General features: G+C 61.2%; 21 protein-coding genes and 1 other RNA gene. 10 read left to right on the forward strand and 12 right to left on the reverse strand.

Annotated features, from left to right (window positions below):
- Positions 1–6: 6 nt before the first annotated feature.
- From ASF94_RS02425 to gyrA, 10 genes are all read right to left on the reverse strand, one after another.
- Positions 7–297 carry a helix-hairpin-helix domain-containing protein gene (locus tag ASF94_RS02425; RefSeq protein WP_056661053.1) on the reverse strand — a complete coding sequence of 97 codons (291 nt, stop codon included), beginning with the start codon at positions 295–297 and terminating at the stop codon, positions 7–9.
- 169 nt (positions 298–466) lie between these two features.
- A complete protein-coding gene (gene lapB / locus ASF94_RS02430; RefSeq protein WP_056661056.1) occupies positions 467–1,624 on the reverse strand; it encodes a lipopolysaccharide assembly protein LapB in 1,158 nt (385 codons plus the stop codon).
- Complete coding sequence (locus ASF94_RS02435; protein ID WP_056661059.1) at positions 1,614–1,946, reverse strand: lipopolysaccharide assembly LapA domain-containing protein; 333 nt, start codon at positions 1,944–1,946, stop codon at positions 1,614–1,616. Before ASF94_RS02435 ends, lapB begins: the two co-directional genes overlap by 11 nt.
- Positions 1,947–2,185: 239 nt before the next feature.
- Entirely contained in the window at positions 2,186–2,497 is a 312-nt protein-coding gene (locus ASF94_RS02440; protein WP_056661063.1) for an integration host factor subunit beta, read from the reverse strand.
- 120 nt (positions 2,498–2,617) lie between these two features.
- Positions 2,618–4,303, reverse strand: coding sequence for a 30S ribosomal protein S1 (gene rpsA, locus ASF94_RS02445; protein WP_056661066.1), 1,686 nt, complete (start codon positions 4,301–4,303; stop codon positions 2,618–2,620).
- Between the two features lie 185 nt (positions 4,304–4,488).
- Positions 4,489–6,513 carry a bifunctional 3-phosphoshikimate 1-carboxyvinyltransferase/cytidylate kinase gene (locus tag ASF94_RS02450; protein WP_056661069.1) on the reverse strand — a complete coding sequence of 675 codons (2,025 nt, stop codon included), beginning with the start codon at positions 6,511–6,513 and terminating at the stop codon, positions 4,489–4,491.
- Positions 6,513–7,400: a prephenate dehydrogenase/arogenate dehydrogenase family protein gene (locus ASF94_RS02455; protein ID WP_056661072.1), complete on the reverse strand. Its 888-nt coding sequence runs from the start codon at positions 7,398–7,400 to the stop codon at positions 6,513–6,515. Before ASF94_RS02455 ends, ASF94_RS02450 begins: the two co-directional genes overlap by 1 nt.
- A 99-nt stretch (positions 7,401–7,499) precedes the next feature.
- Positions 7,500–8,597 (reverse strand): prephenate dehydratase, encoded by a 1,098-nt coding sequence (gene pheA / locus ASF94_RS02460; RefSeq protein WP_056661074.1) that lies wholly within the window; start codon positions 8,595–8,597, stop codon positions 7,500–7,502.
- A 54-nt stretch (positions 8,598–8,651) separates the two neighbouring features.
- On the reverse strand, positions 8,652–9,761 hold the full coding sequence (serC, locus tag ASF94_RS02465) for a 3-phosphoserine/phosphohydroxythreonine transaminase (RefSeq protein ID WP_056661380.1): 1,110 nt from the start codon (positions 9,759–9,761) through the stop codon (positions 8,652–8,654).
- A 109-nt stretch (positions 9,762–9,870) separates the two neighbouring features.
- Positions 9,871–12,534: a DNA gyrase subunit A gene (gene gyrA, locus ASF94_RS02470; RefSeq protein ID WP_056661077.1), complete on the reverse strand. Its 2,664-nt coding sequence runs from the start codon at positions 12,532–12,534 to the stop codon at positions 9,871–9,873.
- A gap of 233 nt (positions 12,535–12,767) precedes the next feature.
- On the opposite strand from gyrA, the gene ompA reads away from it, so the two are divergent.
- The 5 genes from ompA (at position 12,768) to ASF94_RS02490 (ending at position 17,126) form a co-directional block, all read left to right on the forward strand.
- Positions 12,768–13,430 (forward strand): outer membrane protein OmpA, encoded by a 663-nt coding sequence (gene ompA / locus ASF94_RS02475; RefSeq protein WP_056661080.1) that lies wholly within the window; start codon positions 12,768–12,770, stop codon positions 13,428–13,430.
- 83 nt (positions 13,431–13,513) lie between these two features.
- Positions 13,514–14,227, forward strand: coding sequence for a bifunctional 2-polyprenyl-6-hydroxyphenol methylase/3-demethylubiquinol 3-O-methyltransferase UbiG (ubiG, locus tag ASF94_RS02480; protein WP_056661083.1), 714 nt, complete (start codon positions 13,514–13,516; stop codon positions 14,225–14,227).
- A 29-nt stretch (positions 14,228–14,256) separates the two neighbouring features.
- A complete protein-coding gene (gph, locus tag ASF94_RS02485) occupies positions 14,257–14,898 on the forward strand; it encodes a phosphoglycolate phosphatase (protein ID WP_082492933.1) in 642 nt (213 codons plus the stop codon).
- Between the two features lie 12 nt (positions 14,899–14,910).
- Positions 14,911–15,297, forward strand: a transfer-messenger RNA (tmRNA) gene (ssrA, locus tag ASF94_RS20595).
- 92 nt (positions 15,298–15,389) lie between these two features.
- Positions 15,390–17,126 carry a site-specific integrase gene (locus tag ASF94_RS02490; protein WP_082492934.1) on the forward strand — a complete coding sequence of 579 codons (1,737 nt, stop codon included), beginning with the start codon at positions 15,390–15,392 and terminating at the stop codon, positions 17,124–17,126.
- Here the strand turns inward: ASF94_RS02490 and ASF94_RS21040 are convergent.
- Positions 17,109–17,387: a hypothetical protein gene (locus ASF94_RS21040; protein WP_162244623.1), complete on the reverse strand. Its 279-nt coding sequence runs from the start codon at positions 17,385–17,387 to the stop codon at positions 17,109–17,111. The two genes, ASF94_RS02490 and ASF94_RS21040, sit on opposite strands and share 18 nt — an antisense overlap.
- A gap of 249 nt (positions 17,388–17,636) precedes the next feature.
- Between ASF94_RS21040 and ASF94_RS02495 the strand changes: the two genes are divergently transcribed.
- The 3 genes from ASF94_RS02495 (at position 17,637) to ASF94_RS02500 (ending at position 21,348) form a co-directional block, all read left to right on the forward strand.
- A complete protein-coding gene (locus ASF94_RS02495; RefSeq protein ID WP_056661089.1) occupies positions 17,637–18,983 on the forward strand; it encodes a MobA/MobL family protein in 1,347 nt (448 codons plus the stop codon).
- Between the two features lie 376 nt (positions 18,984–19,359).
- Positions 19,360–19,818, forward strand: a complete 459-nt coding sequence (locus ASF94_RS21045; protein ID WP_156382393.1) for a type II toxin-antitoxin system YafO family toxin — start codon at positions 19,360–19,362, stop codon at positions 19,816–19,818.
- Positions 19,819–20,235: 417 nt separating this feature from the next.
- Positions 20,236–21,348, forward strand: a complete 1,113-nt coding sequence (locus ASF94_RS02500) for a hypothetical protein (protein WP_156382394.1) — start codon at positions 20,236–20,238, stop codon at positions 21,346–21,348.
- Here the strand turns inward: ASF94_RS02500 and ASF94_RS02505 are convergent.
- Positions 21,338–22,150: a hypothetical protein gene (locus ASF94_RS02505; protein WP_156382395.1), complete on the reverse strand. Its 813-nt coding sequence runs from the start codon at positions 22,148–22,150 to the stop codon at positions 21,338–21,340. The two genes, ASF94_RS02500 and ASF94_RS02505, sit on opposite strands and share 11 nt — an antisense overlap.
- 260 nt (positions 22,151–22,410) lie before the next feature.
- Between ASF94_RS02505 and ASF94_RS20600 the strand changes: the two genes are divergently transcribed.
- Both ASF94_RS20600 and ASF94_RS21050 read left to right on the forward strand, forming a co-directional pair.
- Positions 22,411–22,653: a helix-turn-helix domain-containing protein gene (locus ASF94_RS20600; protein WP_082492936.1), complete on the forward strand. Its 243-nt coding sequence runs from the start codon at positions 22,411–22,413 to the stop codon at positions 22,651–22,653.
- Positions 22,654–22,663: 10 nt separating this feature from the next.
- Positions 22,664–24,121, forward strand: coding sequence for a P-loop ATPase, Sll1717 family (locus tag ASF94_RS21050; protein ID WP_156382396.1), 1,458 nt, complete (start codon positions 22,664–22,666; stop codon positions 24,119–24,121).
- Positions 24,122–24,254 lie beyond the last annotated feature (133 nt).

Below are 24,254 nucleotides of genomic sequence, written 5' to 3' on the forward strand. Positions count from 1 at the left end.
CCGGCGTCAGCGCGAGGGGGTCGGCGCGGCGGGCTTGAAGGTGTCGCCGTTGACGGTCAGGCCCTCTGAGGAAAACTTGGCCGCCGAGCCCGGCCCGATGCCCTTGACGCGTTCCACCAGGTCCTGCCAGTCCTTGAACGGTGCCTTGGTGCGCTCCGCGAGAATGCGGCCCGACATGGCCGGCCCGATCCCCTTGATGGCATCGAGCTGTGCTTCGGTCGCGCGGTTGACGTCCACCGCGGCGAAGGCAGCGGCGGCCCACAGTGCGGCGGTGAGGGTGATGACGGTTTTGAACATGCGAAAGCTCCCTGTCTTGTGTGGATGCGCAGCGGTCTGCTGCCATGACAGGTTAGGCGCAAGCCGCGCATCTGCACACCCTGAGCGGGCGGCCTGCGTCGCAGTTGACCTTCATTGACGAACCAGGCCGTGCCACCGCGCGCAGCCGGGCAGCTATCCACCCGTTGCGCTAGAGCTCTTCGACGCGCCGGGCCGGATAGCTGTCCCAGGTCTGGCAGCCGGGGCACTGCCAGAAATGCTGGCGCGCCTCGAAGCCGCAGGCGGCGCAGCGGTAGCGCGTCAATGGTTTCACGGCCGCATCGAGCGCGCGCTGGATCTGCGGGTGGAATTCCTCGTGGCCCAGCGTTTCGGTCGCCAGCCATTTCGATGCCGCCACCAGCGACGGCTCCTTCTCCAGATGGCGCACATACCACTCGCGTCCGGGGCCGGCGGGGGCGTTGGGCGCCAGGTCGAGCGCCACGATGCCTTCCAGCAGATCGAGCGAGGGAAACTGCTCGTAGTGCCGCAGCAGCAGCGCCCGGATCTCGGCGGAGCGCCCCGTGGCGGTGGCCAGCTCGACCAGCAAGGCCGCGGCCAGGGGCAGCGCCGAGGGCGCGTCTTCCGCCAGCTTCAGCAGTGCGGCCAGCGCACCGGGCGCATCGCCCTGGCGCTGGAGCAGGCGGGCCAGCTCGATGGGCGCGCGCGCGGCGCCGGGGGCCGCTGCAATCGCCGATTCGAGCAGGCGCTGGGCGGCGGCGAGGTCGCCCTGGGCGGCCTGGGTGAGCGCCTGTTCGCACAGGTAGTGGGCCTGGCGCGGACTGAAGTCGCCCTGGTTGGAGCCCTGCATCTTGCGGGCAATGGCGGCGGCCTGCGGCCAGTCGCGCGAGCGCTCATAGATGGCCAGCAGCGCCATGCGGGCCTGGTTCTCGAAGGGCGTGCCCTCCAGCCGGCGCAGCGCGTCCTCCGCCCGGTCCAGCAGGCCCGCCTTGAGGAAATCGAGGGCCAGCGCGTGCTGCGCGCGCTCCCGGTCGCTGCGGCTCAGGTCGCCACGCGACAGCAGGTGTTCATGGACGCGCACGGCCCGGTTGTATTCGCCCCGGCGCCGGAACAGGTTGCCCAGCGCGAAGTGCAGCTCGGAAGTGTCGGGATCGTTCTGGACGGCCTCGATGAAGGCGTCGATGGCCTGATCCTGCTGTTCGTTCAGGAGGTAGTTGAGGCCCTTGAAGTAGGCCTTGGGAGCCCGGCGGTTTTCCTCGCGGAGCTGGCGCAGGTCGAAACGGGAGGCGAGCCAGCCCAGGCCGAAGGCCAGCGGAAAGCCGAGCAGGATCCAGCTGAGATCAAATTCCATGGAAGGGCGAGTGTGGTGTGGTCAGTTCGGCCGGCACCAGTGCGGCAGGAGCAGGCGCGTGCGGGTTCGCCGCATGGGCGGCTGGGCCTGCCACCACGCCGGCTTTGCGGGCAGCGCTGCGGTGCTTCCACCAGCGCGGCACCATGCCCAGCACGCCGACGACCAGCCCGGAGGCGAAGGCCGTCAGCACGACCAGCACCATCGGTGCCCGCCACTGCGTGCCGAAGAAGAAGTGCACGGTGGCGTCCTGCTGGTTGTTCAGCGCGAAGGCGAACAGGGTAAAAAAAATGGCTGCCTTGAGCAGCCACAGAAAATATTTCATGCGTCTCCCCGGTGGATCGTCGATTCTACGGTCGCACGGCAGGAGGCGCGGAGCCACGGGGCAGGGCCTTCGTCGACCCCCGCGCAGGAGCAGCGCAGGGCAGGAGCAGCGGCCGGGACGCTGGGCGGCGCGTCAAACCCTGCAAGCCCTTCGGAGGCCGGGGCTGGCACGTCAATTTCATGCCATTTTGACCGTCCGCGCTTGATATATATGGATATGATGCTATCAAATATATAGCATCAATCGTCCGAGGCGTCTTTCAGTTGCGCAGTGCGCTGGTCCACCGCCTCGCGCAGGGCCTTGCCTGGCTTGAAGTGGGGCACCCGCTTTTCCGGAATGGCCACCGCTTCGCCGCTGCGTGGGTTGCGGCCCATGCGGGGCGGGCGCCGGTTGACCGAAAAGCTGCCGAAACCGCGGATCTCGATCCGGTGCCCGCGCACCAGTGCGTCGCCCACCGCGTCCAGAATGGTCTTGACGGCCTGTTCGGCGTCGCGCTGGGTGAGCTGGCTGAATCGCGCAGCCAGGTCTTCGACGAGGTCTGATCGGGTCATGGAAGGCTTTGCAGGATCGGAAGGTGTCATCGGAAAAGAAGGCGGGCGCCCGAAGCGCCCGCCGTTGGTGCCTGCCGGGGCGAACCCCGGCGGTCAGTAGCCGATCTGGCTGGTGATGGCTTACTTGTCGGAGTTGTCCAGCTTGGCGCGCAGCAGGGCGCCCAGGCTGGTCGTGCCGGCGCTTTCGCGGCTCGATTGCTGCGACAGGCTGGCCATGGCGCCTTGCTCGTCGGCCATGTCCTTTTGCTTGATCGACAGCTGGATGTTGCGGGTCTTGCGATCCACGTTCACCACCACGGCCGTGACTTCGTCGCCTTCCTTCAGCACGTTGCGGGCATCTTCCACGCGGTCGCGGGAGATTTCCGAAGCGCGCAGGTAGCCCACGATGTCTTCGCCCAGGTCGATTTCAGCGCCACGGGCGTCCACGGTCTTGACCTTGCCGGTCACCGTCTGGCCCTTGTCGTTCACCGTCACGAAGGTGGTGAATGGGTCGCCGTCGAGCTGCTTGATGCCCAGCGAGATGCGTTCGCGGTCCACGTCCACGGCCAGCACGATGGCTTCGACTTCCTGGCCCTTCTTGTAGTTGCGGACAGCGGCTTCACCAGCCTCGTTCCACGACAGGTCGGACAGGTGCACCAGACCGTCGATGCCGGCAGCCAGGCCCACGAACACGCCGAAGTCGGTGATCGACTTGATCGGGCCCTTGACGCGGTCGCCACGCTTGGTGTTTTGCGCGAACTCTTGCCATGGGTTGGCCTTGCACTGCTTCATGCCCAGGCTGATGCGGCGCTTGTCTTCGTCGATCTCGAGGACCATGACTTCGACTTCGTCACCCAGCGACACGAGCTTGGAAGGAGCGATGTTCTTGTTCGTCCAGTCCATTTCGGACACGTGCACCAGGCCTTCGATGCCGGGTTCCAGCTCCACGAACGCGCCGTAGTCGGCAATGTTCGTGACCTTGCCGAACAGGCGGGTGCCCGAAGGATAGCGGCGCGAAACGCCCATCCATGGGTCGTCGCCCATCTGCTTCAGACCCAGCGAGACACGGTTCTTCTCGGTGTCGAACTTCAGGATCTTGGCCATGATTTCCTGGCCAGCCGTCACCACTTCGGAAGGGTGACGCACGCGGCGCCACGCCATGTCGGTGATGTGCAGTAGGCCGTCGATGCCGCCCAGGTCCACGAACGCACCGTATTCGGTGATGTTCTTGACCACGCCCTGCACGATGGAGCCTTCCTTCAGGGTTTCCATCAGCTTGGCGCGCTCTTCGCCCATGGAGGCTTCCACCACGGCGCGGCGGCTCAGCACCACGTTGTTGCGCTTGCGGTCGAGCTTGATGACCTTGAATTCCAGGGTCTTGTTTTCGTAAGGCGTCAGGTCCTTGATCGGACGCGTGTCGATCAGGGAGCCGGGCAGGAAGGCGCGGATGCCGTTGACCAGCACCGTCAGGCCGCCCTTGACCTTGCCGCTGGTCGTGCCGGTGACGAATTCGCCGGATTCCAGGGCCTTTTCCAGCGCCAGCCACGAGGCCAAGCGCTTGGCGGTGTCACGCGACAGGATGGTGTCGCCGTAACCGTTTTCGATCGAGCCGATGGCCACGGAGACGAAGTCACCGACTTGCACTTCGACTTCGCCCTTGTCGTTCTTGAACTCTTCCAGGGGCACGTAGGCTTCGGACTTGAGGCCTGCGTTCACCACGACGAAGTTGTGCTCGACGCGCACGACTTCAGCGGTGATGACTTCGCCTGGGCGCATTTCGGTGCGCGTCAACGACTCTTCAAAAAGGGCGGCAAAAGATTCAGACATGTATTTCCTAGCGCCGCAAACAGGTTTCCGACAGCACCATTGCCGTCGTTTCTAAGACTGCCTGCGGAAGGTTGTGCGGCGGAGGCCGCGGTTGGGTTGCGAACCACGCGAGCCGGGCGCTGGACGCGCGGCGGGGGCTCGGTGGGCCAGTGCGGGGCGGCTTTTCACCCCGCGGTGCTGGTCGGTCACTGCAAGGCAGCGAACGGCTGGCGTTCCTGCCACCAGGCAATGACCTGCTCGACGGCCTCATCGATCGTGAGCAGGGAATTGTCCAGCACCAGGGCATCCTGCGCGGGCTTGAGCGGCGCGACGCTGCGGGAGCTGTCCCGGGCATCGCGCGCCTCCAAGTCGGCGCGAAGGTCGGCTATGTTAGCCGAAATTCCCTTTGAAATCAACTGTTTATGGCGGCGCTCCGCCCGGCAGGCGGCACTGGCGGTGAGATACACCTTCAGGGGCGCGTTCGGGAAGATCACCGTGCCCATGTCGCGACCGTCGGCGACCAGGCCCGGCAGCTGCTGGAAGCTGTGCTGGAGCTCGACCAGTGCCTCGCGGACCTGGGGCAGGGCGGACACGCGCGAGGCGTTCATGCCGGCCTCTTCGGTGCGGATGGCTTCGGTCACATCGGCCTCGCCCAGCCACACGTGGCCGGCCTCGAAGCGCACCGGCAGCGCCCGGGCCAGCGCGGCGATGCGAGGTTCGTGGTCGGCATCGATCTGCAGTCCGGCCTGCACGGCGGCCAGGGCCGCGATGCGGTACATGGCGCCTGAGTCCAGGAAGCGATAGCCCAATCGCTTGGCCACGGCGGCAGCGACGGTGCCCTTGCCGGAGGCCGTGGGTCCGTCGATGCAGATCACCGGAATGCTTGCGACGGGCGCCTGAGCGACCGTGAAGAGCGCCTCGAAGTAGTCCGGGAAGGTCTTGGCCACGCATTGCGGATCGAGGATGCGCACCGGCAGCCCGGCGGGGTTGAACGCCGCGAGCGAAAAGCACATGGCGACCCGGTGGTCGTCATAGGTGTGGATGCTGGCAGCGCGCCAGTCGCCCGGGCGGGCGGGCGGGGTCACGCGGATGAAGTCGGCGCCTTCTTCCACGGTCGCGCCCAGCTTGCGCAGCTCTGCGGCCATCGCGGCGATGCGGTCGGTTTCCTTCACGCGCCAGCTGGCGATGTTGCGCAGCGTGGTGGTGCCGTCGGCATAGAGCGCCATCACGGCCAGCGTCATGGCGGCGTCAGGGATGTGGTTGCAGTCCATGTCGATGGCCTTGAGAGGCCATGCGCCTCGGCGGATCGTCAGCCAGTTCGGGCCGCTTTCGACCTGCGCGCCCATCGCCTGGGCCGCTTCGACGAAGCGGATGTCGCCCTGGATGGAATCCTGCCCCACACCCAGCACCTTCACGCCCTGCGTGCCCGCCGTGCCCGTGGCTAGCGCGCCCAGTGCGATGAAATAGCTGGCGGAAGAGGCGTCGGCCTCGACATGGATGCTGCCGGGCGAGCGGTACTGGCTGCCGGCCGGAATCGTGAAGCGCTGCCATGCGTCGTGGCGCACATCGATGCCGAAGCGCGCCAGCAGTTCCAGCGTGATGTGGATGTAGGGGCGCGAAATCAGTTCGCCCACCACCTCGATCACCACGTCCTGCGTGCGGGCCACCAGCGGCAGTGCCATCAGCAGCGCCGTGAGAAACTGGCTGGAGACGTCGCCGCGCACGCGGATCGGTTCGCTCAGCGACAGAGGCGGCACGCCGCCCTGGTGGGCGATGCGCAGCGGCGGAAAGCCTTCGTTGCCCAGGTAGTCGATATGGCAGCCCAGCTGGCGCAGCGCAGAGACCAGATCGCCAATCGGTCGCTCGTGCATGCGGGGCACGCCGGACAACTCGAACTCGCCGCCCAGCAGTGCGAGCGCAGCCGTCAGCGGCCGCATGGCCGTGCCGGCATTGCCGAGGAACAAGCGCGACGGGGACCGGGCCGCGTTTTCCCCCAGGCCGGTGATGCGCACGATGCTGCCCGATTCCTCCACCATGCAGCCGATCTGCCGCAGCGCGTCCAGCATCACCCGCGTGTCGTCCGATGCCAGCAGGTCATGAACCTCGGTGATGCCATGGCTCAGCGCCGCCAGCAACAGCACGCGGTTGGAAATGCTTTTGGAGCCGGGCAGCTGCACGCTGCCGCCGGCCGAGGCCAGCGCAGGGAGGTCGAGAAATGCGGTGGTGTACATCAGGAGACGTTCTTGTTCGTTCTTTGCGCGCCCATGCGCCAGTGCGTTCGCGTGGCGCTGGCCAGCGTGATGAGGTCTTCGACCGCCTGGCCGTCGTCCGCCTGCATGGCTCGCTCGAAGTCGCCCAGCGCCTGCTTGAAGAGGCGGGCCTGCAGCAGCAGCTCCTCGCGATTGGCGAGCAGGATGTCGCGCCACATCTTCGGGTCGCTGGCGGCGATGCGGGTGAAGTCCCTGAAGCCCGGGCCGCCCAGCGACAGGAAGGCGTCGCCCTCGGTTTGCGCCGTGATGCTGTTCATGATCGAGAAGGCCAGCATGTGCGGCAGATGGCTGACGGCCGCGAAGGCGGCATCGTGCGACTCCGGCGACATGCTCTGCACGTGGCAGCCCAACGCCTTCCACACCGCTTCGGCCCGCTGCAGGTGGGCGGTGAGGGTGCGCTCGGTCGGGGTCAGGATGACCTGCCGGCCGGTGTAGAGATCGACATCGGCATGCTCGACCCCGGAGACTTCGCGGCCGGTGATGGGATGCGCCGGCACGAAAGAGCCGACCTGGTCCCGCAGCGCCTGGCGCGCGGCCTGCACCACGTCGGTCTTGGTGGAGCCCACGTCCATGATCAGCATCTGCGGCGTGACCAGGTGCTTGATGGCTTTCAGCGTGGACTCGGTCGCAGCCACCGGCACGGCCAGCAGCACGATGTCGGCGCCGGCCACGGCCAGCAGCGCGGAGGGTGCTTCGACGTCGATCACGCCGAGCTGGCGCGCGCGGTCGGTGGTGGAGGGCGACTTGCTGTAGCCGACCACCCGCTTGACGAGCCCGGCCTGCTTGAGCGCCAGCGCGAACGAGCCGCCCATGAGTCCGCAGCCGATGAGGCCGAGCTGCTCAAACATGCCGGGCCTTCCGTCGCGGGGTGGGCGCTATCGCTGCGGCTGCACGGGGCCGCAAGCCGCTGTGGAGGCCGTCCATCGGCAAGCTGCTCGTGGGCCTGGTCATGGCGCGACCGGGTAGGAGCCCAGCACCTTGTAGAACGCGCACAGGCTGCGCAGTTCTTCCAGCGCCCGGGCCACGTGCGGCTGGCTGGGGTGGCCGTCCAGGTCGATGTAGAAGTAGTACTCCCACTGTCCGGTGCGGGCCGGGCGCGACTCGAAACGCGTCATCGACACGCCGTGCTTCTTGAGCGGCACCAGCAGGTCGTGCACCGCCCCCGGCTGGTTGGGCACGGAGATGACGAGGCTGGTGCAGTCCTTGGCCGATGCGGGCGGCGTCGGCAGGGTGTGCGGCAGGCAGATCACGGCGAAACGGGTGCGGTTGTACGCGTCGTCCTGGATCGCATGCGAGACGATGTGCAGGCCGAATTGCGATGCCGCGCGCTCGCTGGCGATGCCGGCCCATGCCGGGTTGGTGGCCGCCAGCCGCGCGCCTTCGGCGTTGCTGGACACCGGGCGGCGCTCCACATGCGGAAGGTGCTTGGACAGCCACGCCTGGCACTGTGCCAGTGCCTGCGGATGGGCCAGCACGGCTTCGATGCCTTCCAGGCTGTTGGACTGCCGCAGCAGGTTGTGCCGCACCAGCAGGCTGACTTCGCCCACCACATGGCAGGGCGTGTGCAGGAAGAGGTCGAGCGAGCGCGTGACCACGCCTTCGACGGAGTTCTCGACGCCGACCACGCCGTACTGCGCGCTGCCGGCAGCCGTGGCGTGGAACACTTCGTCGAAGTTGGCGCAGTACATCAGGTCGGCCGCGCCACCGAAGAATTCCACGGCCGCCTGCTCGCAGAACGTGCCGGCCGGGCCCAGGACCGCCACGCGCTGCGGGGCTTCGAGCGCCAGGCAGGCCGACATGATCTCGCGCCAGATGGCGGCCACGTGCGGGCCCTTGAGCGGGCCGGGGTTGGCGGTCTGGATCTTGTCGATCACCTGCGCCACCCGGTCGGGGCGGAAGAAAGGCGTGCCCTCGCGCTTCTTGACCTCACCCACCTGCTCGGCCACCAGTGCGCGCTGGTTGAGAAGGGTCAGCAACTGCTGATCGATGCTGTCGATCTGCACGCGCAGGCTGGCGAGATCGGAGGAGGCTTGCGGAGTGGACATCGGGGTGGGGTGTCTGAGAGGGTGGGGCGGTGACCGAAGGTGGATGGCTGCGGGTCAGGCGTGCTTCTGCTCGAAGTCCTGCATGTAGGCCACCAGCGCTTCGACGCCTTCGATGGGCATGGCGTTGTAGAGGCTGGCACGCATGCCGCCCACCGACTTGTGCCCCTTCAGCTGCAGCAGTCCGTGCTCCTTGGCCCCGGCCAGGAAGGCGTCGTTGCGCGATTCGTCGCGCAGCAGGAACGGGATGTTCATGCGCGAGCGCGCCGTCGGGGCCACCTTGTTGAAGTACAGCTGCGACTGGTCGATGTAGTCGTAGAGCCGGGCCGCCTTGGCCATGTTGCGCCGCTCCATCGCCTCGATGCCGGTGGCGCCGCCTTCGGTCTGGCTCTTGAGCCACTGGAAGGTCAGGCCGGCGATGTAGATGCTCCAGGTCGGCGGCGTGTTGTACATGGACTGGTTGTCCGCCACGATCTTGTAATCGAAGGCGCTGGGGCAGATCGGCAGAGCATGGCCCAGCAGGTCTTCCCGCACGACCACCAGCGTCAGGCCGGCAGGGCCCAGATTCTTCTGCGCACCACCGAAGGCCAAGCCCACCCGCGACCAGTCCACCGGGCGCGACGCCACATGCGAGGAGAAATCGATGACCAGGGGCGCATCGCTGCCCAGCGCCTTCAGGTCGGGCAACTGCTGGAATTCGACGCCGTGGATGGTTTCGTTGCTGCACAGATGCACGTAGCTGGCGCCGCGGCTCAGCTGCCAGGCGGCCGGGTCGGGCACGGTGGTGAAGCCGCTCTCTTCGCCAGACGCCACCACGCGGACTTCGGACGCGTAGCGCTTCGCTTCCTTTTGCGACTTCTGGCTCCAGCTGCCGGTCACCACGACATCGACCGTGCCAGCGCGGGACAGGTTCAGGGGCACGATGGCGTTTTCGGCCAAGCCTCCGCCCTGCATGAACAGAATCTTGAACTCGGGCGGCACCGCCAGCAGCTCGCGCAGGTCGGCTTCGGCCTGCTCGTAGATGGCGATGAATTCCTTGCCGCGATGGCTCATCTCCATCACACCCATGCCGCTGCCGTGCCAGTCCAGCATCTCCGCTGCGGCCTGCTGCAGCACTTCGGCGGGTATGGCGGCGGGGCCGGCAGAAAAGTTGTAGGGACGGTTCATGGCGGAATTCATGGGTCAAAAAGGCTCCCAGCGCTTATGCAATAAGCGCTGGTAGCTATTAAAACAATAGCAAATGCGGCCGCTGGGCCGGCCTCGCGGCTGCTGCGGGTCAGGTTTCGTTGGCTGGAGGCGCCGTGTCCGGGCCGGCGTCGTCGGAGCCCTCTGCCGGGAGGTCGCCCTCCGGCACGTTCGCGTCGTTCTCGACGATGCGTTGCAGGCCGCCCAGCTTCGCGCCTTCGTCCAGGGCGATCAGGGTCACGCCCTGGGTGGCACGGCCCAGTTCGCGGATCTCGGACACGCGGGTGCGCACCAGCACGCCCTTGTCGGTGATCAGCATGATCTCGTCATCGGCATGCACCAGCGTGGCCGCCACAACCTTGCCGTTGCGCTCGCTCTGCTGGATGGCGATCATGCCTTTGGTGCCGCGCCCATGGCGGGTGTATTCGACGATGCTGGTGCGCTTGCCGTAGCCGTTCTCGGTGGCCGTGAGCACGCTCTGCGTCTCGTCCTCGGCCACCAGCATGGCGATCACGCTCTGGCCTTCCTCGAGCATCATGCCGCGCACACCGCGCGCTGCACGGCCGAGCGGACGCACGTCGTTCTCGTCGAAACGCACGGCCTTGCCGCCGTCGGAGAACAGCATCACGTCGTGCTTGCCGTCCGTCAGGGCCGCGCCGATCAGGTAGTCACCGTCATCCAGGTTCACCGCGATGATGCCGCCCTTGCGCGGGTTGCTGAACTCGTCCAGCGCGGTCTTCTTGACCGTCCCCATGCTGGTCGACATGAAGACGAAACGGTCGGCCGGGAAGGTACGCATGTCGCCGGTCAGCGGCAGCACCACGTTGATCTTCTCGCCTTCCTGCAGCGGGAACATGTTCACGATGGGGCGGCCGCGCGAGCCGCGCGAGCCGGCCGGCACTTCCCACACCTTCAGCCAGTACAGCCGGCCACGGTTGGAGAAGCACAGGATGTAGTCGTGCGTGTTGGCGATGAAGAGCTGGTCGATCCAGTCGTCTTCCTTGGTCGCCGTGGCCTGCTTGCCGCGCCCGCCGCGCTTTTGCGCGCGGTATTCGGACAGCGGCTGGCTCTTGATGTAGCCGGTGTGGGAGAGCGTCACCACCATGTCGGTGGGCGTGATCAGGTCTTCGGTGGAGAGATCTTGCGCGCTGTATTCCACCACGCTGCGGCGTGCGCCCAGCTTGGACTGGCCGAACTCCTGCTTGATGTGGCCCAGCTCCTCGCCGATGATGACCGACACGCGTTCCGGCTTGGCCAGGATGTCCAGCAGGTCTTCGATCACCGACATCACCTCCTTGTATTCGGCGACGATCTTGTCCTGCTCCAGGCCGGTCAGGCGCTGCAGCCGCATCTGCAGGATTTCCTGCGCCTGCGTGTCCGACAGCCGGTAGAGGCCGTCCTGACCCATGCCGAATTCCCGCTCCAGGCCCTCGGGGCGGTAGTCGTCGGCATTGATCGCGCCGCCGTCTTCGCGGGTGCGGGTCAGCATCTCGCGCACCAGCTTGCTGTCCCAGGCGCGCGTCATCAGTTCGGCCTTGGCGACCGGCGGCGTGGGCGATTCGCGGATGATGCGGATGAACTCGTCGATGTTGGCCAGCGCCACGGCCAGGCCTTCCAGCACGTGGCCGCGGTCGCGCGCCTTGCGCAGCTCGAACACCGTGCGGCGCGTCACCACTTCGCGGCGGTGCTGCAGGAAGACGACGATCAGGTCCTTCAGGTTGCAAAGGCGGGGCTGGCCGTTGACCAGCGCCACCATGTTCATGCCGAAGGTGTCCTGCAGCTGGGTCTGCTTGTACAGGTTGTTCAGCACGACCTCGGGCACCTCGCCGCGCTTGAGCTCGATCACCAGGCGCATGCCCGATTTGTCGGATTCGTCCTGGATGTGGCTGATGCCTTCGATCTTCTTTTCGTGCACCAGTTCGGCCATGCGTTCCTGCAGCGTCTTCTTGTTGACCTGGTAGGGCAGCTCGTCGACGATGATGGCCTGGCGCTGGCCGCGGTCGATGTCCTCGAAATGGCAGCGCGCGCGCATGATGACCTTGCCGCGGCCCGTGCGATAGCCGTCCTTCACCCCGTTGATGCCGTAGATGATCCCCGCCGTGGGAAAGTCGGGCGCTGGAATGATCTCCATCAGCTCGTCGATGGTGGCTTCGGGGTTGCGCAGCATGTGCAGGCAAGCGTCCACCACCTCGTTCAGGTTGTGCGGCGGGATGTTGGTGGCCATGCCCACGGCAATGCCGGCCGATCCATTGACCAGCAGGTTGGGCAGCTTGCTGGGCAGCACCAGCGGCTCTTTTTCGCTGCCGTCGTAGTTGGGGCCGAAATCGACGGTCTCCTTGTCGATGTCGCCCAGCATCTCGTGGGCGATCTTCGCCAGCCGGATTTCGGTATACCGCATGGCTGCGGCGTTGTCGCCATCGACCGAGCCGAAGTTGCCCTGACCGTCCACCAGCATGTGGCGCAAGGAGAAGTCCTGCGCCATCCGAACGATGGTGTCGTACACCGCGCTGTCGCCGTGCGGGTGGTACTTGCCGATCACGTCGCCGACGATGCGGGCGGACTTCTTGTAGGGGCGGTTCCAGTCGTTGTTCAGCTCGTGCATGGCGAACAGAACCCGCCGGTGCACGGGCTTCAGTCCGTCGCGCGCATCGGGCAGCGCACGCCCTACGATCACGCTCATCGCGTAGTCGAGGTAACTGCGGCGCATTTCCTCTTCTAGGCTGATTGGCAGGGTTTCTTTGGCGAACTGGGTCATGGCAACAGAGGGACGACGGGGAGCGACAGGGAAGATTCATTTTAGTTCCAAGACTGTGTCGCGGGTTTGCAACATAACGGCGCCATCGCGCTTCTGTCCTACGGTGCACACCCCGCCAAAACCATCTTTGGGTTGTTACGTATGGCACAATCAAATCAACGTTTTTAGTGATGGTCACTGAGGACGTCCCTGATTCGCAGCGCGGCTGCGGCTTTTTCCCCAAGAGGAGAACCATGAAGAAACTGAACAAAGTGGCGATGTTGTTGGCCTCTGCCGTAATCGCGACGTCGGCTGGCGCCCAGGTCAAGGCAGCTGATGGCGGCAAGGTCATCGACAACTGGCAAAACGGCAGCGGCGAGTTGGTCTGGAAGAACGGCACCAACGAACTCTGCTGGCGCGACGCCAACTGGACCCCCGCCACGGCCGCTGTCGGCTGCGACGGCGCTCTGGTTGTTCAGGCTGCCGCTCCTGCTCCTGCAGCTGCTCCCGCTCCAGCCGCTGCTCCCGCACCGGCTCCAGCTCCCGCACCTGCAGTGGCTTCGAAGGTCACCTACGCTGCTGACGCGTTCTTCGACTTCGACAAGTCCGTGCTGAAGCCAGAAGGCAAGGCCAAGCTGGACGACCTGGTCTCCAAGGTCAAGGGCATCAACCTGGAAGTCATCATCGCCGTGGGTCACACCGACTCCATCGGTACCGATGCGTACAACCAGAAGCTGTCGGTCCGTCGTTCCGAAGCCGTGAAGGCGTATCTGGTGTCCAAGGGCATCGAACGCAACCGCGTCTACACCGAAGGCAAGGGCGAGAAGCAGCCTATCGCTGACAACAAGACGAAGGAAGGCCGCGCCAAGAACCGTCGCGTTGAAATCGAAGTGGTGGGCACCCGCGCCTCCAACTGATCGATCTTCGACCGATCCCAAAAAGAGCCCCGGAAACGGGGCTTTTTTTATGCGCGTCTTTTTCTTGGTGGGACAATCCAACGATGATCGAACACGTCAATGCCGACCCGGCCGAACTGGCCAAGTTTTCCGAACTGGCTCACCGCTGGTGGGATGTGGAAAGCGAATTCAAGCCTCTGCACCAGATCAACCCGCTGCGACTGGACTGGATTGACCAGCTGGTCGGACTGAAGGGGCAGGCGGTGCTGGACGTGGGTTGCGGCGGAGGCATTCTGGCCGACTCGATGGCGCGTCGCGGCGCGGACGTGTTGGGCATCGATCTGTCGACGAAAGCGTTGCGGGTGGCCCAGTTGCATGCGCTGGAGGCAGAGACCCCGCGCGTCCAGTACCGTGAAGTCAGCGTCGAAGCGCTAGCTGCCGAAAGGCCGGCTTCTTTCGACGTGGTGACCTGTATGGAAATGCTGGAACACGTCCCGCAACCGGAATCGGTCGTGAAAGCTTGTTCACAATTGGTGAAACCCGGTGGTTGGGTTTTCTTTTCAACGATTAATCGCAATCCCAAAGCGTTCTTATTGGCGATTGTCGGCGCCGAGTATGTGCTGAAAATGCTCCCGCGCGGCACGCATGAATTTGCCAAGTTTCTCAAGCCCAACGAATTGGCGCATGCCTGTCGCCAGGCGGGGCTGAACGTAACCCAGACCCGGGGTCTGGAGCACAACCCCCTGACCGGCCGCTACTGGCTGAGTGCGGATACCAGCGTCAATTACCTGTTCGCAACCCAGCGGCCGCCACAGTGAACCCAGCTATCTCCCCCCATTGCCAGGCCGTGCTTTTCGATCTGGACGGCACGCTGGTGGACAGCGCGCCCGATCTGGGCGCGGCGGCGGACAAGATGCGCGTCGACCGCGGTCTGCCGTCGTTGCCTTTGGCGGACTACCGCCCCATGGCCGGCGCTGGTGCCCGGGGCATGCTGGCTGTCGCCTTCGGAATGACGCCCGACCACGCCGACTTTGCCGCCATGCGCGAAGAATTCTTCGTCAACTACGAAGGCCGGCTTTTGCACGGGACATACGCTTTCGACGGGGTGCCTGAACTCATCGCCCAACTGCAGCGGCGCGGTCTTCCCTGGGGCGTGGTCACCAACAAGGCGGCCCGCTTCACGCAGCCTCTGGTGCAGGCGATGCCGCTGTTCGACTCCGCCCTGGCCGTGGTCAGCGGAGACACCACGCCCTTCTCGAAGCCGCATCCGGAGCCGCTGCTCGAAGCGGCGCGGCAGTTGGGAGTCGAGCCGCAGGCGTGCGTCTACGTCGGCGACGACGAACGGGACATCGTCGCGGGCCTGGCGGCAGGCATGAAAACCGTCGCTGCGACGTACGGGTACCTCGGCGCGGTGCCCATCGAGTCCTGGAAGGCCGATGCTGCGATTAAATCGCCGCTGGAGCTCTTGAAACTGCTGGGACTGGACTAAGATAGGAGTCTTGGGGCTGCCCTGGTTTCGACGTGGGTTCGGAATCGGTGTGGTGCATGTCGAGCTTGATTGGCGCTCGTAAATCTGCATTCAACAAACTAACTGCAAACGACGAACGTTTCGCACTCGCTGCTTAATTGCCAGTGAGCCTTGCAACAGTTGGCCGATGGGCTGGGCAAGGGGGTTCTGAGCAATCAGTGCCTCCCGGCTGCAAGGATAATTACATGGGCTGGCCTCGATCCGGGTACCTTGGGTCGAGGTGAGAAATTAGGGTGCTGGCCGCCGTTGTAGCGTGCGACTGCGCGACGACGGTAGCGAGATCCAAAACAGACCGCTAAACATGTAGATCTGCCCGATGAAGGCTTGCGGACGCGGGTTCAATTCCCGCCAGCTCCACCACTTTTATAACTCGTTGTTTTTAAAGGATTTTTTAGGGTACGGTTACACACCCACTGCGGGGAGACACGAAGGGGCACACTCGGAGTCCTTGAATGCTGTCCTCGTCGTACCTTCAAAAGTCCCGCAACGGCGTCTATTTCGCGCGGTTCGTCATACCTGCGCCTCAAAGAGCACCTGCCGATGGCAGGGACTTCAAGCTCTCTACCGGTACCAAAGACCCGCGCCACGCTAAGGCGGCGGCGCGATATTTGCGCGTTCTTTTCGACACGTTCTTGGTGGAAAATGCGACAGTCACGCGCGCTAGCGCGGTTGCATACCTTCAAGCGCGCATGAAAAAACCGACAGTACCGCCCATGCCCTTTGGGGTGAAGATAAAGGGGCAGGGGTTCGACATTGAACTGACCGACCTTGGCCCACAGGATGTGGGCAACATGGATGCGCTCATCGAGAACGTGACCCGAGGCGTCGCCAGGATTGCGCCTTCGACCATTGCGGTTTGGGAGCGGCCTTCCGACCAACCGACCGCGCCAGACCATGCCCCAGCCATCAACGAGCCCGGGCGCCTATCTCCCGTAGCAGCAAAGACCGTTGGCCGACTGGTCAAAGAGTATTTGAAGTACGAGGAAGACCGGGCCACCGAGAAGGAAATCGGCGTCAAGAAGGTGCCGCAGATTCGCACTCGATTGAAGCCGTTTATCGACCGTTTCAGCGCTCGCCATGTTGGCACCCTTACGCCTCTGGACTTGGAGCAGTACCGCAAGGACTTGGCGTACTACCCCAAGAACATCGACAAGCTGCCAGGGGCCGGGGCACTTCCTTTCGATACGCTCATCCAGCGGGTGCGTTCCAAGTCGCTTTTCCGGGCGAGTGGTCTGCAGGCACAGACCATCACGCAGAACACATTGGATGGCTATCTAACCGTCGCGGCCAACTTTCTAGAGTTTTGCAAACGGCAGTACGCCGTCAATCCAACCCTGTTGGAAGGATTCAAGGTGAAGACAACCCAGGCCCGCAAGGGCGCATCTCGACGCGCCTTCACCCAAAAGGAAATGCAGCAAATCTTTGGATCGGACTACTACCGGGATGGGGCCTACAACCGCTCCTATCAGTATTGGGTCATCCACTTGGCAGCCTTCACCGGGGCGCGTGTCAATGAGCTGTCGCAACTGACTACCGACGACGTTCGGCAGGACGATGAAGGGCTGTGGTTCCTGAACATCACCGCAGCGGAAGACGACGGCCAAAGCGTCAAGAACGAGGAGAGCCGCCGAGTCATTCCGGTGCACCAAAAACTCATCGACTTGGGGTTCATCGACTATTGCCAAAACAAGAAGGCTTCAGCTAAGGAGGGGGCGGTCAACCTGTTCGACCTAAACCGTGCCAAGGCTGACGGTTACGGCAAGGCTGCGAGCCAATGGTTCAACACGAAATACCTGCGGGACTATTTGAAGATTGAGGACCCTAACGTAGTGTTTCACTCGTTCCGCCATCGGTTCATCAGTTCGCTGGCCCAGGCCATCTTGGATGCCTCCGGCGTATCGGAAGAGACGGCCATCAAGGAGCGCATCCCCGAGGCCCTGATTCTTCGGCGCGTTGCCGGACATTCAGTGGCCCACGCCATGACAGCAGGCCGTGGACAGTTCGACGTTCACACGGATACCTATACCGGGGCCTTTTCGGTCAGGAGTATGAAGCGTGTCATAGACCGTTTAAATTATCCTGGCGTCGATTTTTTTACCTACATATCTCCGAGCACTTCTTCGCGAAAGAGAATTCGCAAAGGTGCTAATGAGCCGTTTGAGGTCTACTCGTTAGATGGCCTTGTTTAGCGGCTGAGTAATACTTACAAGCTCCGGTATTTGGGCATCTTCGAAGGCGCGGGGCTTGTCACCTTTAGCGGTCGCCCAGGCCTTTTTGAGAATGCTGTGAGCCTGAGGGTCATTAGCCGCCAGCTTAAGTAGAGCGCCTCCCAAAGCGTATTTTCTAGCGTCTGAATTTTTTCTGGCGGCGGTGGATACCTTTGCGAGGATTACAGCCTTCTCGGCATCGAGTTGGCTCAATCGCTTTTTCATGGCAATTATACTTGTCATGCTATAAATCTCCTTTTTATCCTATCAAATTACCACTTTCTTTTTGATTGTGCTAATTTAATAGGGTGAATATACCAAGCGCGTTAATCAGTCCCAGCCCCCAGGTAGCCCCCTGCAAGGGCTCACTTATGCAAACTCTACGAGTTTGCGTTCGCCATGGGCTGCGCCCCTGGACCCCGTTGCTTCGCAATCGCCTTCGGGGGTGCTGTGCCTAGTCTCGCCACTTGGTTTACTCCTTCGCTGCAAGTCTTGCAGCGCTCCAAAGGCCGTAACGCCGTCCAGGCGGCTGCGTACCGCTCCTGCACTCGGCTCAGCGAGGAGCAGCTAGGCGAGGTGCACGACTACCGCCCTAAGACTGGTCACGTCTGTACCGAGCTGTTCGGTGTTGCCGGTCTTGAAATGGGTATGGACGATATCGGCACCCTCTGGAATAGGGCGGAACGGTCGGAGACGCGAAAGAATTCGGCAGTCGCTCGCGAACTGATGGTGCCTTTACCGCACGAATGGACGGATGAGCAGCGCCGCCTTTGTGTACGTGGCTTGTCCGAAATGCTGGTAGCCCGCTACAGTGTCGCGGTGATGGCTTCCATCCATCGCCCAGCGAACGGCCAGAACGACCATGTCCATATTTTGTTCACCACCAGAGAGGTGGATTCGCAAATGACCTTCGGCAAGAAGACCCGCATCCTGGACGACATGAAGACCGGTGAAGTGAAGAACATGCGGGAGGAGGTTTGCCGCATCATGAACGAGCACGCCAAGGCCAACGGCGCCCATTGGTATGTGTATGCAGGAAAGTTTGCAGAGGTGGTCGAAGGACACATTCCCACGGCTCATATTCCGGTCAACGCCCCCCGCGAACTGCGCGAGGCTATGGAAGCGGAAAACCTGGCGATTGTCGAGGCCCGCCCCCTTCTCAAACGCATCATGGAAGAGTCGAGGGAGACGTTCGCGCAGGTCCAAGCAGCGTTGCAGGTTGCCGCAAGCGCAGCAACCCAAGAACACCAGATCGTCAAGGCGGAAGTGCCCCAAGAGCGTCCCTCACGTCTGCCGCCTGTTCCCAGCCCAAGCCCATTGGCCGAGGACGCTCAGCAGCGGATATCGCAACTCAACAATTCCCTAGACATTCAGCACGCATACCGCGAGGTGCTTCGCACTCACGCCAAGCGAAAAGAGGGGCGCGAAGTGGCGAAGAAATGGAAGGAGCATCTCCGAGCACTGGAAGCCGACCCGCCCGGCCCCCTTGTCTCCATCATGTCCAAGCTAGCTCGTGCCTTGGGCGTCCGGGACACCCTGGCGATTTACGAAGAGAAGGTAGCCAAAGCCCGAGCGACCATCGAGCAGTGCAGGAAGAACAACGCGGTCTTGACTGCGTACATCGAGGACCCAGAGCGCAGGCGCAAATATGAGGAGTGGAAGCAATGGCCCGAGCACCGCGAGCGCGTCAAGGCGCACGAGGCCACGTTGCCCGATGCTCTCCGTACCAATCCGGTACCCGGACCCGAAGACCACAGCGTAACCCCGTCCAACACTTGGCATGGCCCCTTCACTCTGACGCCGCACCAGACGCCGAAGGTGCCCGAGCCGTGGGGGTGAGTCCGTCATGGACAACGCCCCCCAGACTAAGTGCAAGCAGCAATCCGGTCTTGCCAGCAAAGGCCTTTCCTGATACCCTTCAACGCATGGTCACTCGGTTTGTCACCCATCTGGAATTGGTCGAAGGTCCAGTTCGTCAGCGCGAGCAAACGACTCCGCGTTCAGCAGACGTTCGTCCGCGTACGGGGCGTGCTGCCGAATTGGCTCGGTACTTTGAGACAAATCCTCGATACACACCTGCCGCCGCGCTGGCAGCGTTGCAAGCATCACTCGTTAGAGCTGGGCGCTAACGTCCCAGACACATAGCACATGAGCCCGCTTAGGCGGGCTTTTTGCTGTTTGTCATTCCTCCACCTTAAGTCCAAATTGACTGCTTATGAGTGTTCCTACCGTTGTGATTACGAAAGTGTTAAAAGACGCTTTGAGCGAGGATGGGTACGACGTCGCCGACTATTTGGTTCAGTTTCGCGACTGGAAGACCGACTGGAATCGGAGGGAGTACACTTTTTGGTTTTTTGGCAAAGACGGTGAAAATAAGTTTCCTTTACGCGATAAGAAAAAAGTACTAAGTCACGTGCATTTGCCACCTGAAATTGAAGCGAAATCAAGGGACTTTTGGGATAAGAAATTCGATGATAAAGGAAAAAAGACGAGCAACACTGTATTGTTTTACGCTGGCAGCGCAAAACTCAATCGTGACTTGTTACTATTTGTGGTGACGGAGCCGAATGGGCACGATGTTCAAGAAATGAATACGCCAGATGACAACAGACTTATGAATATGCTGGCAGATCAAGCAGCGGCATATATAGATACAGGAGAAATTTATCTGTAGCTTGGTTGCCTCGCCTCGCGGGGGCGACCTCATCTATGTTTTTGGATAAAAATGGATGAGGGCCACAAAGCAGAATTGATATCAGGCTGCCGACCTTGGGAAGAATGGGGATACTCCGACACATTGCTTCAAAACGATATCAGGAGTGCAGTTCCCCCGTCATCACTTGACCCCGCACCCCCTCACTTGATAAGTTGATTGGACAAAGAAAAAGGCCCGCACGGGGCGGGCCTTTTTTACTGCATCTTTCTTTTGCCGGGAAATGCAGTACAGGGAACAAGTCCATGATACTAATTCATCGTTCATTGTCAAGTAAACAAGTCGGCGCGAAAGCCGGCAATGTCGCTTGACCCAAAGAAACCATCGAAATCGAGCCCTAATAGGTCGTACATTCGCGTTTCAACCGCGTCGCGGCTAATGGCAGGCTACTACCACAAGAACGGCGAAAATCTGAGAGGTTCATCAGTTGTCGGCTGCGGTCGTTGGCGCGCTTTCGGATTCGACGCCACGCACGCGGAAATTGAGGTTGGCCCAGACGGTACGAAGCTCCATGGCCACTTCAAATGCGGCAACGTCTGGACCTGTGACCAGTGCGCCCGCGCCAGAGTCTCGCAGGCCCGGTCGTGGATTCGTGCTGCCTTGATTCCGGCATTGGAAGCCCATGGCTTGGGGGCTGCGATGATGACATTCACCATGGCGCACAGCTACGACGGCAACTGGAAGGATTCCATCGACCTCCTGCACGCTGCCTTCAAGCTCTTCGACAAGAACATGTCTAGGCGCTACAAGGCAATCGGCTGCATGGGCAAACTGAAAAGCTTGGAAGCGCCGGTAGGTGTCCATGGTATCCATGGGCACTTCCACATCCTTCTAACCCACCTTCTAGGGGCAGATTTGACCGCTTTCGAAGCCCTTGCCCGTGCCGAGTGGGAAAAGGCCGTGGCGCAGGTGGGCGGCAAGTGCAATGACCACGGCTTTGACGTGAAACTGAACGCCATGGCGGACTACCTCGCCAAACAGGAATTGGCTCACGAAATGTCCAACCACGACACTAAGAGAGCACGCAAAAAGGGGCTGTTGCTGGGGCAGTTGCTAGACCGCGCTGCCCGAGGCGATGCCAAGGCATCCGCCGAATGGCTGCGCGCCATCGAAGCACTGCAAGGCCGTAGCCGCTTCCACGCTGGCGACATTGCCAAAAAATTGGGCATTTCGACGTGCACAGCTTGGGAGGATGAGGAGCGGCAGGCGGAGAGGGAAATCCTCTCCGCTGACTTGCCCGAGCCGGTGCGCATTACGTATCCGATGCGCGACCACCTGACCGCGACACGTCCCGACTCCTCGCGCCCAGGCTTGGCGATGATTCTGCGCGCAGCGAGAGACGGCGACGCCGCGAAGGTGCTGCAGATGGTGGCAGCTCTGTGCCGAGAGGCGAGGGCGCGTGACCGGCGCACGCCGAACAGTGCCCCGCCGTCCTTCTGGGACTGGACGGACGACTACTTCGACCAGTTCAAAACATGCGTCACAAACTAGGCTTGACGCCCTTGTTCTGTTGGTCCTGGACTCGCTTGCGGGCATCGGCCTCGCTGCCCGCGCTCTTGCCGTCGATGGCTCGCAGGATGGTGGCGGAGTCAATGGCCCTCAGGGCTACTGCCTCCACCAGCCCGTCGCTATCGTGAGTCCATTCGGCGTAATACGCGCGGCTGCACGAGCGCTTGAACTCGGATGGCAGGATGATGGACATAGGTTCAGGAAGGAAGTTGTCCCCACCCGTGGGGTTGGACCCAATCCTCACGAGGTCGAACATCCGGCACGGTGCTGCCGGTATCGCAGCGCCCGTAATGGTCCGTCCCCCTTCGGAGTACGGGCCGAAATATTGCTTTCCGTCTTGGTCAAATTCCCGCCCAACCACTATGGCACCGAGCTTGTCGCCCATCTCACCCCTGATGAAGCTCTCTTTGCCGAATTTTTTCCGGACGGCTTCCAGCAGGACTTGGCGTGTGTACCGCGCAGTCTTTGGTAGGCGCTGATTTTTTTGCACGAACCAGATGCTGTCGGCGTGGCCCTTGAATGCCGTGAACTCATCGAGTGGCCCACTCCACGAGTTGTCGTAAAGACGCTCCCCTTGCCAAGCTGCAAGGCCGCTCTCAACCTTGTTGGTGTAGATCGGTATCACCTTCATCTGTGCAGGTCTACCAAAGGCTGTTTTTGCCTCTGCAACTGACATCCCTAGCTTCACGCCAGCAATGTCGGTGGCGTGCGCGCCGAAGCTAAGCAGCGCGAGGGCAACGCCAGTCACGAGGGCCGCACGTATTTTTTCGACGATAAAACGCATCTTGCCCCCTTAGTCCGCCATGCCGTTCGAGCCGGTTGCCCACGGAAGAGGCTGAACGTGTGATGCCGGGCCATGGCTGGCTTTCGGTGCGTTGGGGGTTGTGCAGCCTGACAAGGCTGCAAAGGCGAAGGCAAGGATTGCCAGTTTCATAAGCGATGACCTCCTGTTAACGATGGCGGCACCACGCCGCAACCAGGGCGGGACTGTAGCTCAAAAAGTCGTGTTACGACTATTCTGAAACGGACTAAACGATGTGAGGTATGTCTGCCTCTCTCTATCATGTTGACTACGAAGACTTGCGCAAGTTGCTGCGCGATGTGCGTGTGAAGGCCGGCTTGACCCAAGTGCAGATGGCCGAGGCGCTTGGGGTTGGTCAGTCATACGTCTCGAAGCTTGAACGAGGTGAAAATTTTGTGGACGTGTTGCTCTACGCTCGGTGGTGCCAAGCTTGCGGTTCAAGGCCCGGTGTAGTTTTGGACAAGTTATTCGATAAATCTATTTAGAGGAGGGAGTATGGTTTATTTCGATGGCGTCGATTACGACGCGATGTTTGGAAGTGACTCGGGAGAGTACGAACGCGACCAAGCGCTGAGAGAATATTTTGTTGAATTGCCACAATTTAAGAAATTTTTCAATGCTGATAACAAAATAGGATTTGTTCGGGCGCGGAAGGGTATGGGTAAATCGGCCATGTTGAAAGTTCTTTCTCTTCGAAGGAAGGAAGAGCGACCGGATGACCTCATTATTTTCACGACGGGTAACGAGCTGATGGGCATGGGGGACTTTACTGGAAAGAGCCAAGCCTACCTTGAAAATCATTGGAAGCAGGTGATATGTAAGCGCATTTGCATCGAAATTGGTCGGAAAATAGATTTTGCTGTTACTGATTTGGAAATGTCTTTCGTAGAAGCTGCGGAGTTAGAAGGCTATAAAGACCTGAATATCTTGTCGGCGCTTACTGAGCGAACTGGCGGGATGCTGCAAAAAGTGCTTAGTGCGGTGGGTGGCGCTAACATTATCGAAGGAACTAAGAAAAGAGGCGTTGAAAACGCTGAGCAGGCCTTGAAGAATTTCCAGAGCAAAGGTGAGCGAACCGTGTGGTTATTCATCGATGACATTGATGCAAAATATATTGATGATGACGATCATCAGCAGCGTGTAGGAGCCTTTTTCAGCGCACTACGAGCGCTCGCGTTTGGTGTGTCTGGGTTGCGTTTGCGAGCTAGCGTAAGAACTGATGTTTGGCGTAACCTCAGAAAGATGGAGGACCAAGATAAGCTGCGTGAATTCATTACGGATATATATTGGAATGACAACGCTCTTAGCTCGATATTTACCCGTAAAATACTGACATATTTGAGGAGGGAGAATTTTTTGCCTGCTTTTAAATGGAATGAGACGCAAAATTATCCTGACTTAATGGACCAGATTTTTCGAGGTCGATTCCATTGGTCGGGTTCTGCCGTTGACCCTTTTATTCCAATGAAGTTTCTTGCGGGTAGTCGGCCCAGATGGATGGGGCAGTTGGCAAAAATGGCGGGAGCGCATGCAGGAGCAAGACGTATCGATGAAAATAATGTCTATGCGGCAATGAGGGATTTTGGGCAAGAGAAAATTTCCGATATTCAAAAGGAGCATTCCCATCAATTTTTGCAGTTGGATAAGCTAATTCAGTCGTTTAGAGGTGGTAAGCGTGAATATAATCGCTATCAACTTTTAAAAGCCATATCCGAAAAATTTGTTGGCAAGATTGTTTCTGTCCCTGCTGTTAATGGCTTTCCATATCAGAATGTAGAACAATTGGCTGAATTTCTTTTTGAGATTGATTTTTTAGTTGCTCATCGCTCTGTCAATTCGGATTTCATCACTTACAGCAACGACCCGGACTTATTTTCTACTGAGGAAAATAATCAAAATAAAATTATGTGGACCGTGCATTCAAGCTATCGAAATTTTTTGGGAATAAATTGATAGATAGATTGCTATCTCTTGGCTTAATCGGAATTGAACCGGCGTCCGCAACCTTGGCCCGGTCCCTAGGGGCACACCGTGGGATACACTCCGGGGGCACACTTTTCAACGCCCTCGACGTGCCTAACGTAGT

The sequence above is a fragment of the Acidovorax sp. Leaf160 genome, assembly GCF_001424265.1.
In the GTDB taxonomy this organism is placed as follows: Bacteria; Pseudomonadota; Gammaproteobacteria; order Burkholderiales; family Burkholderiaceae_C; genus Paracidovorax.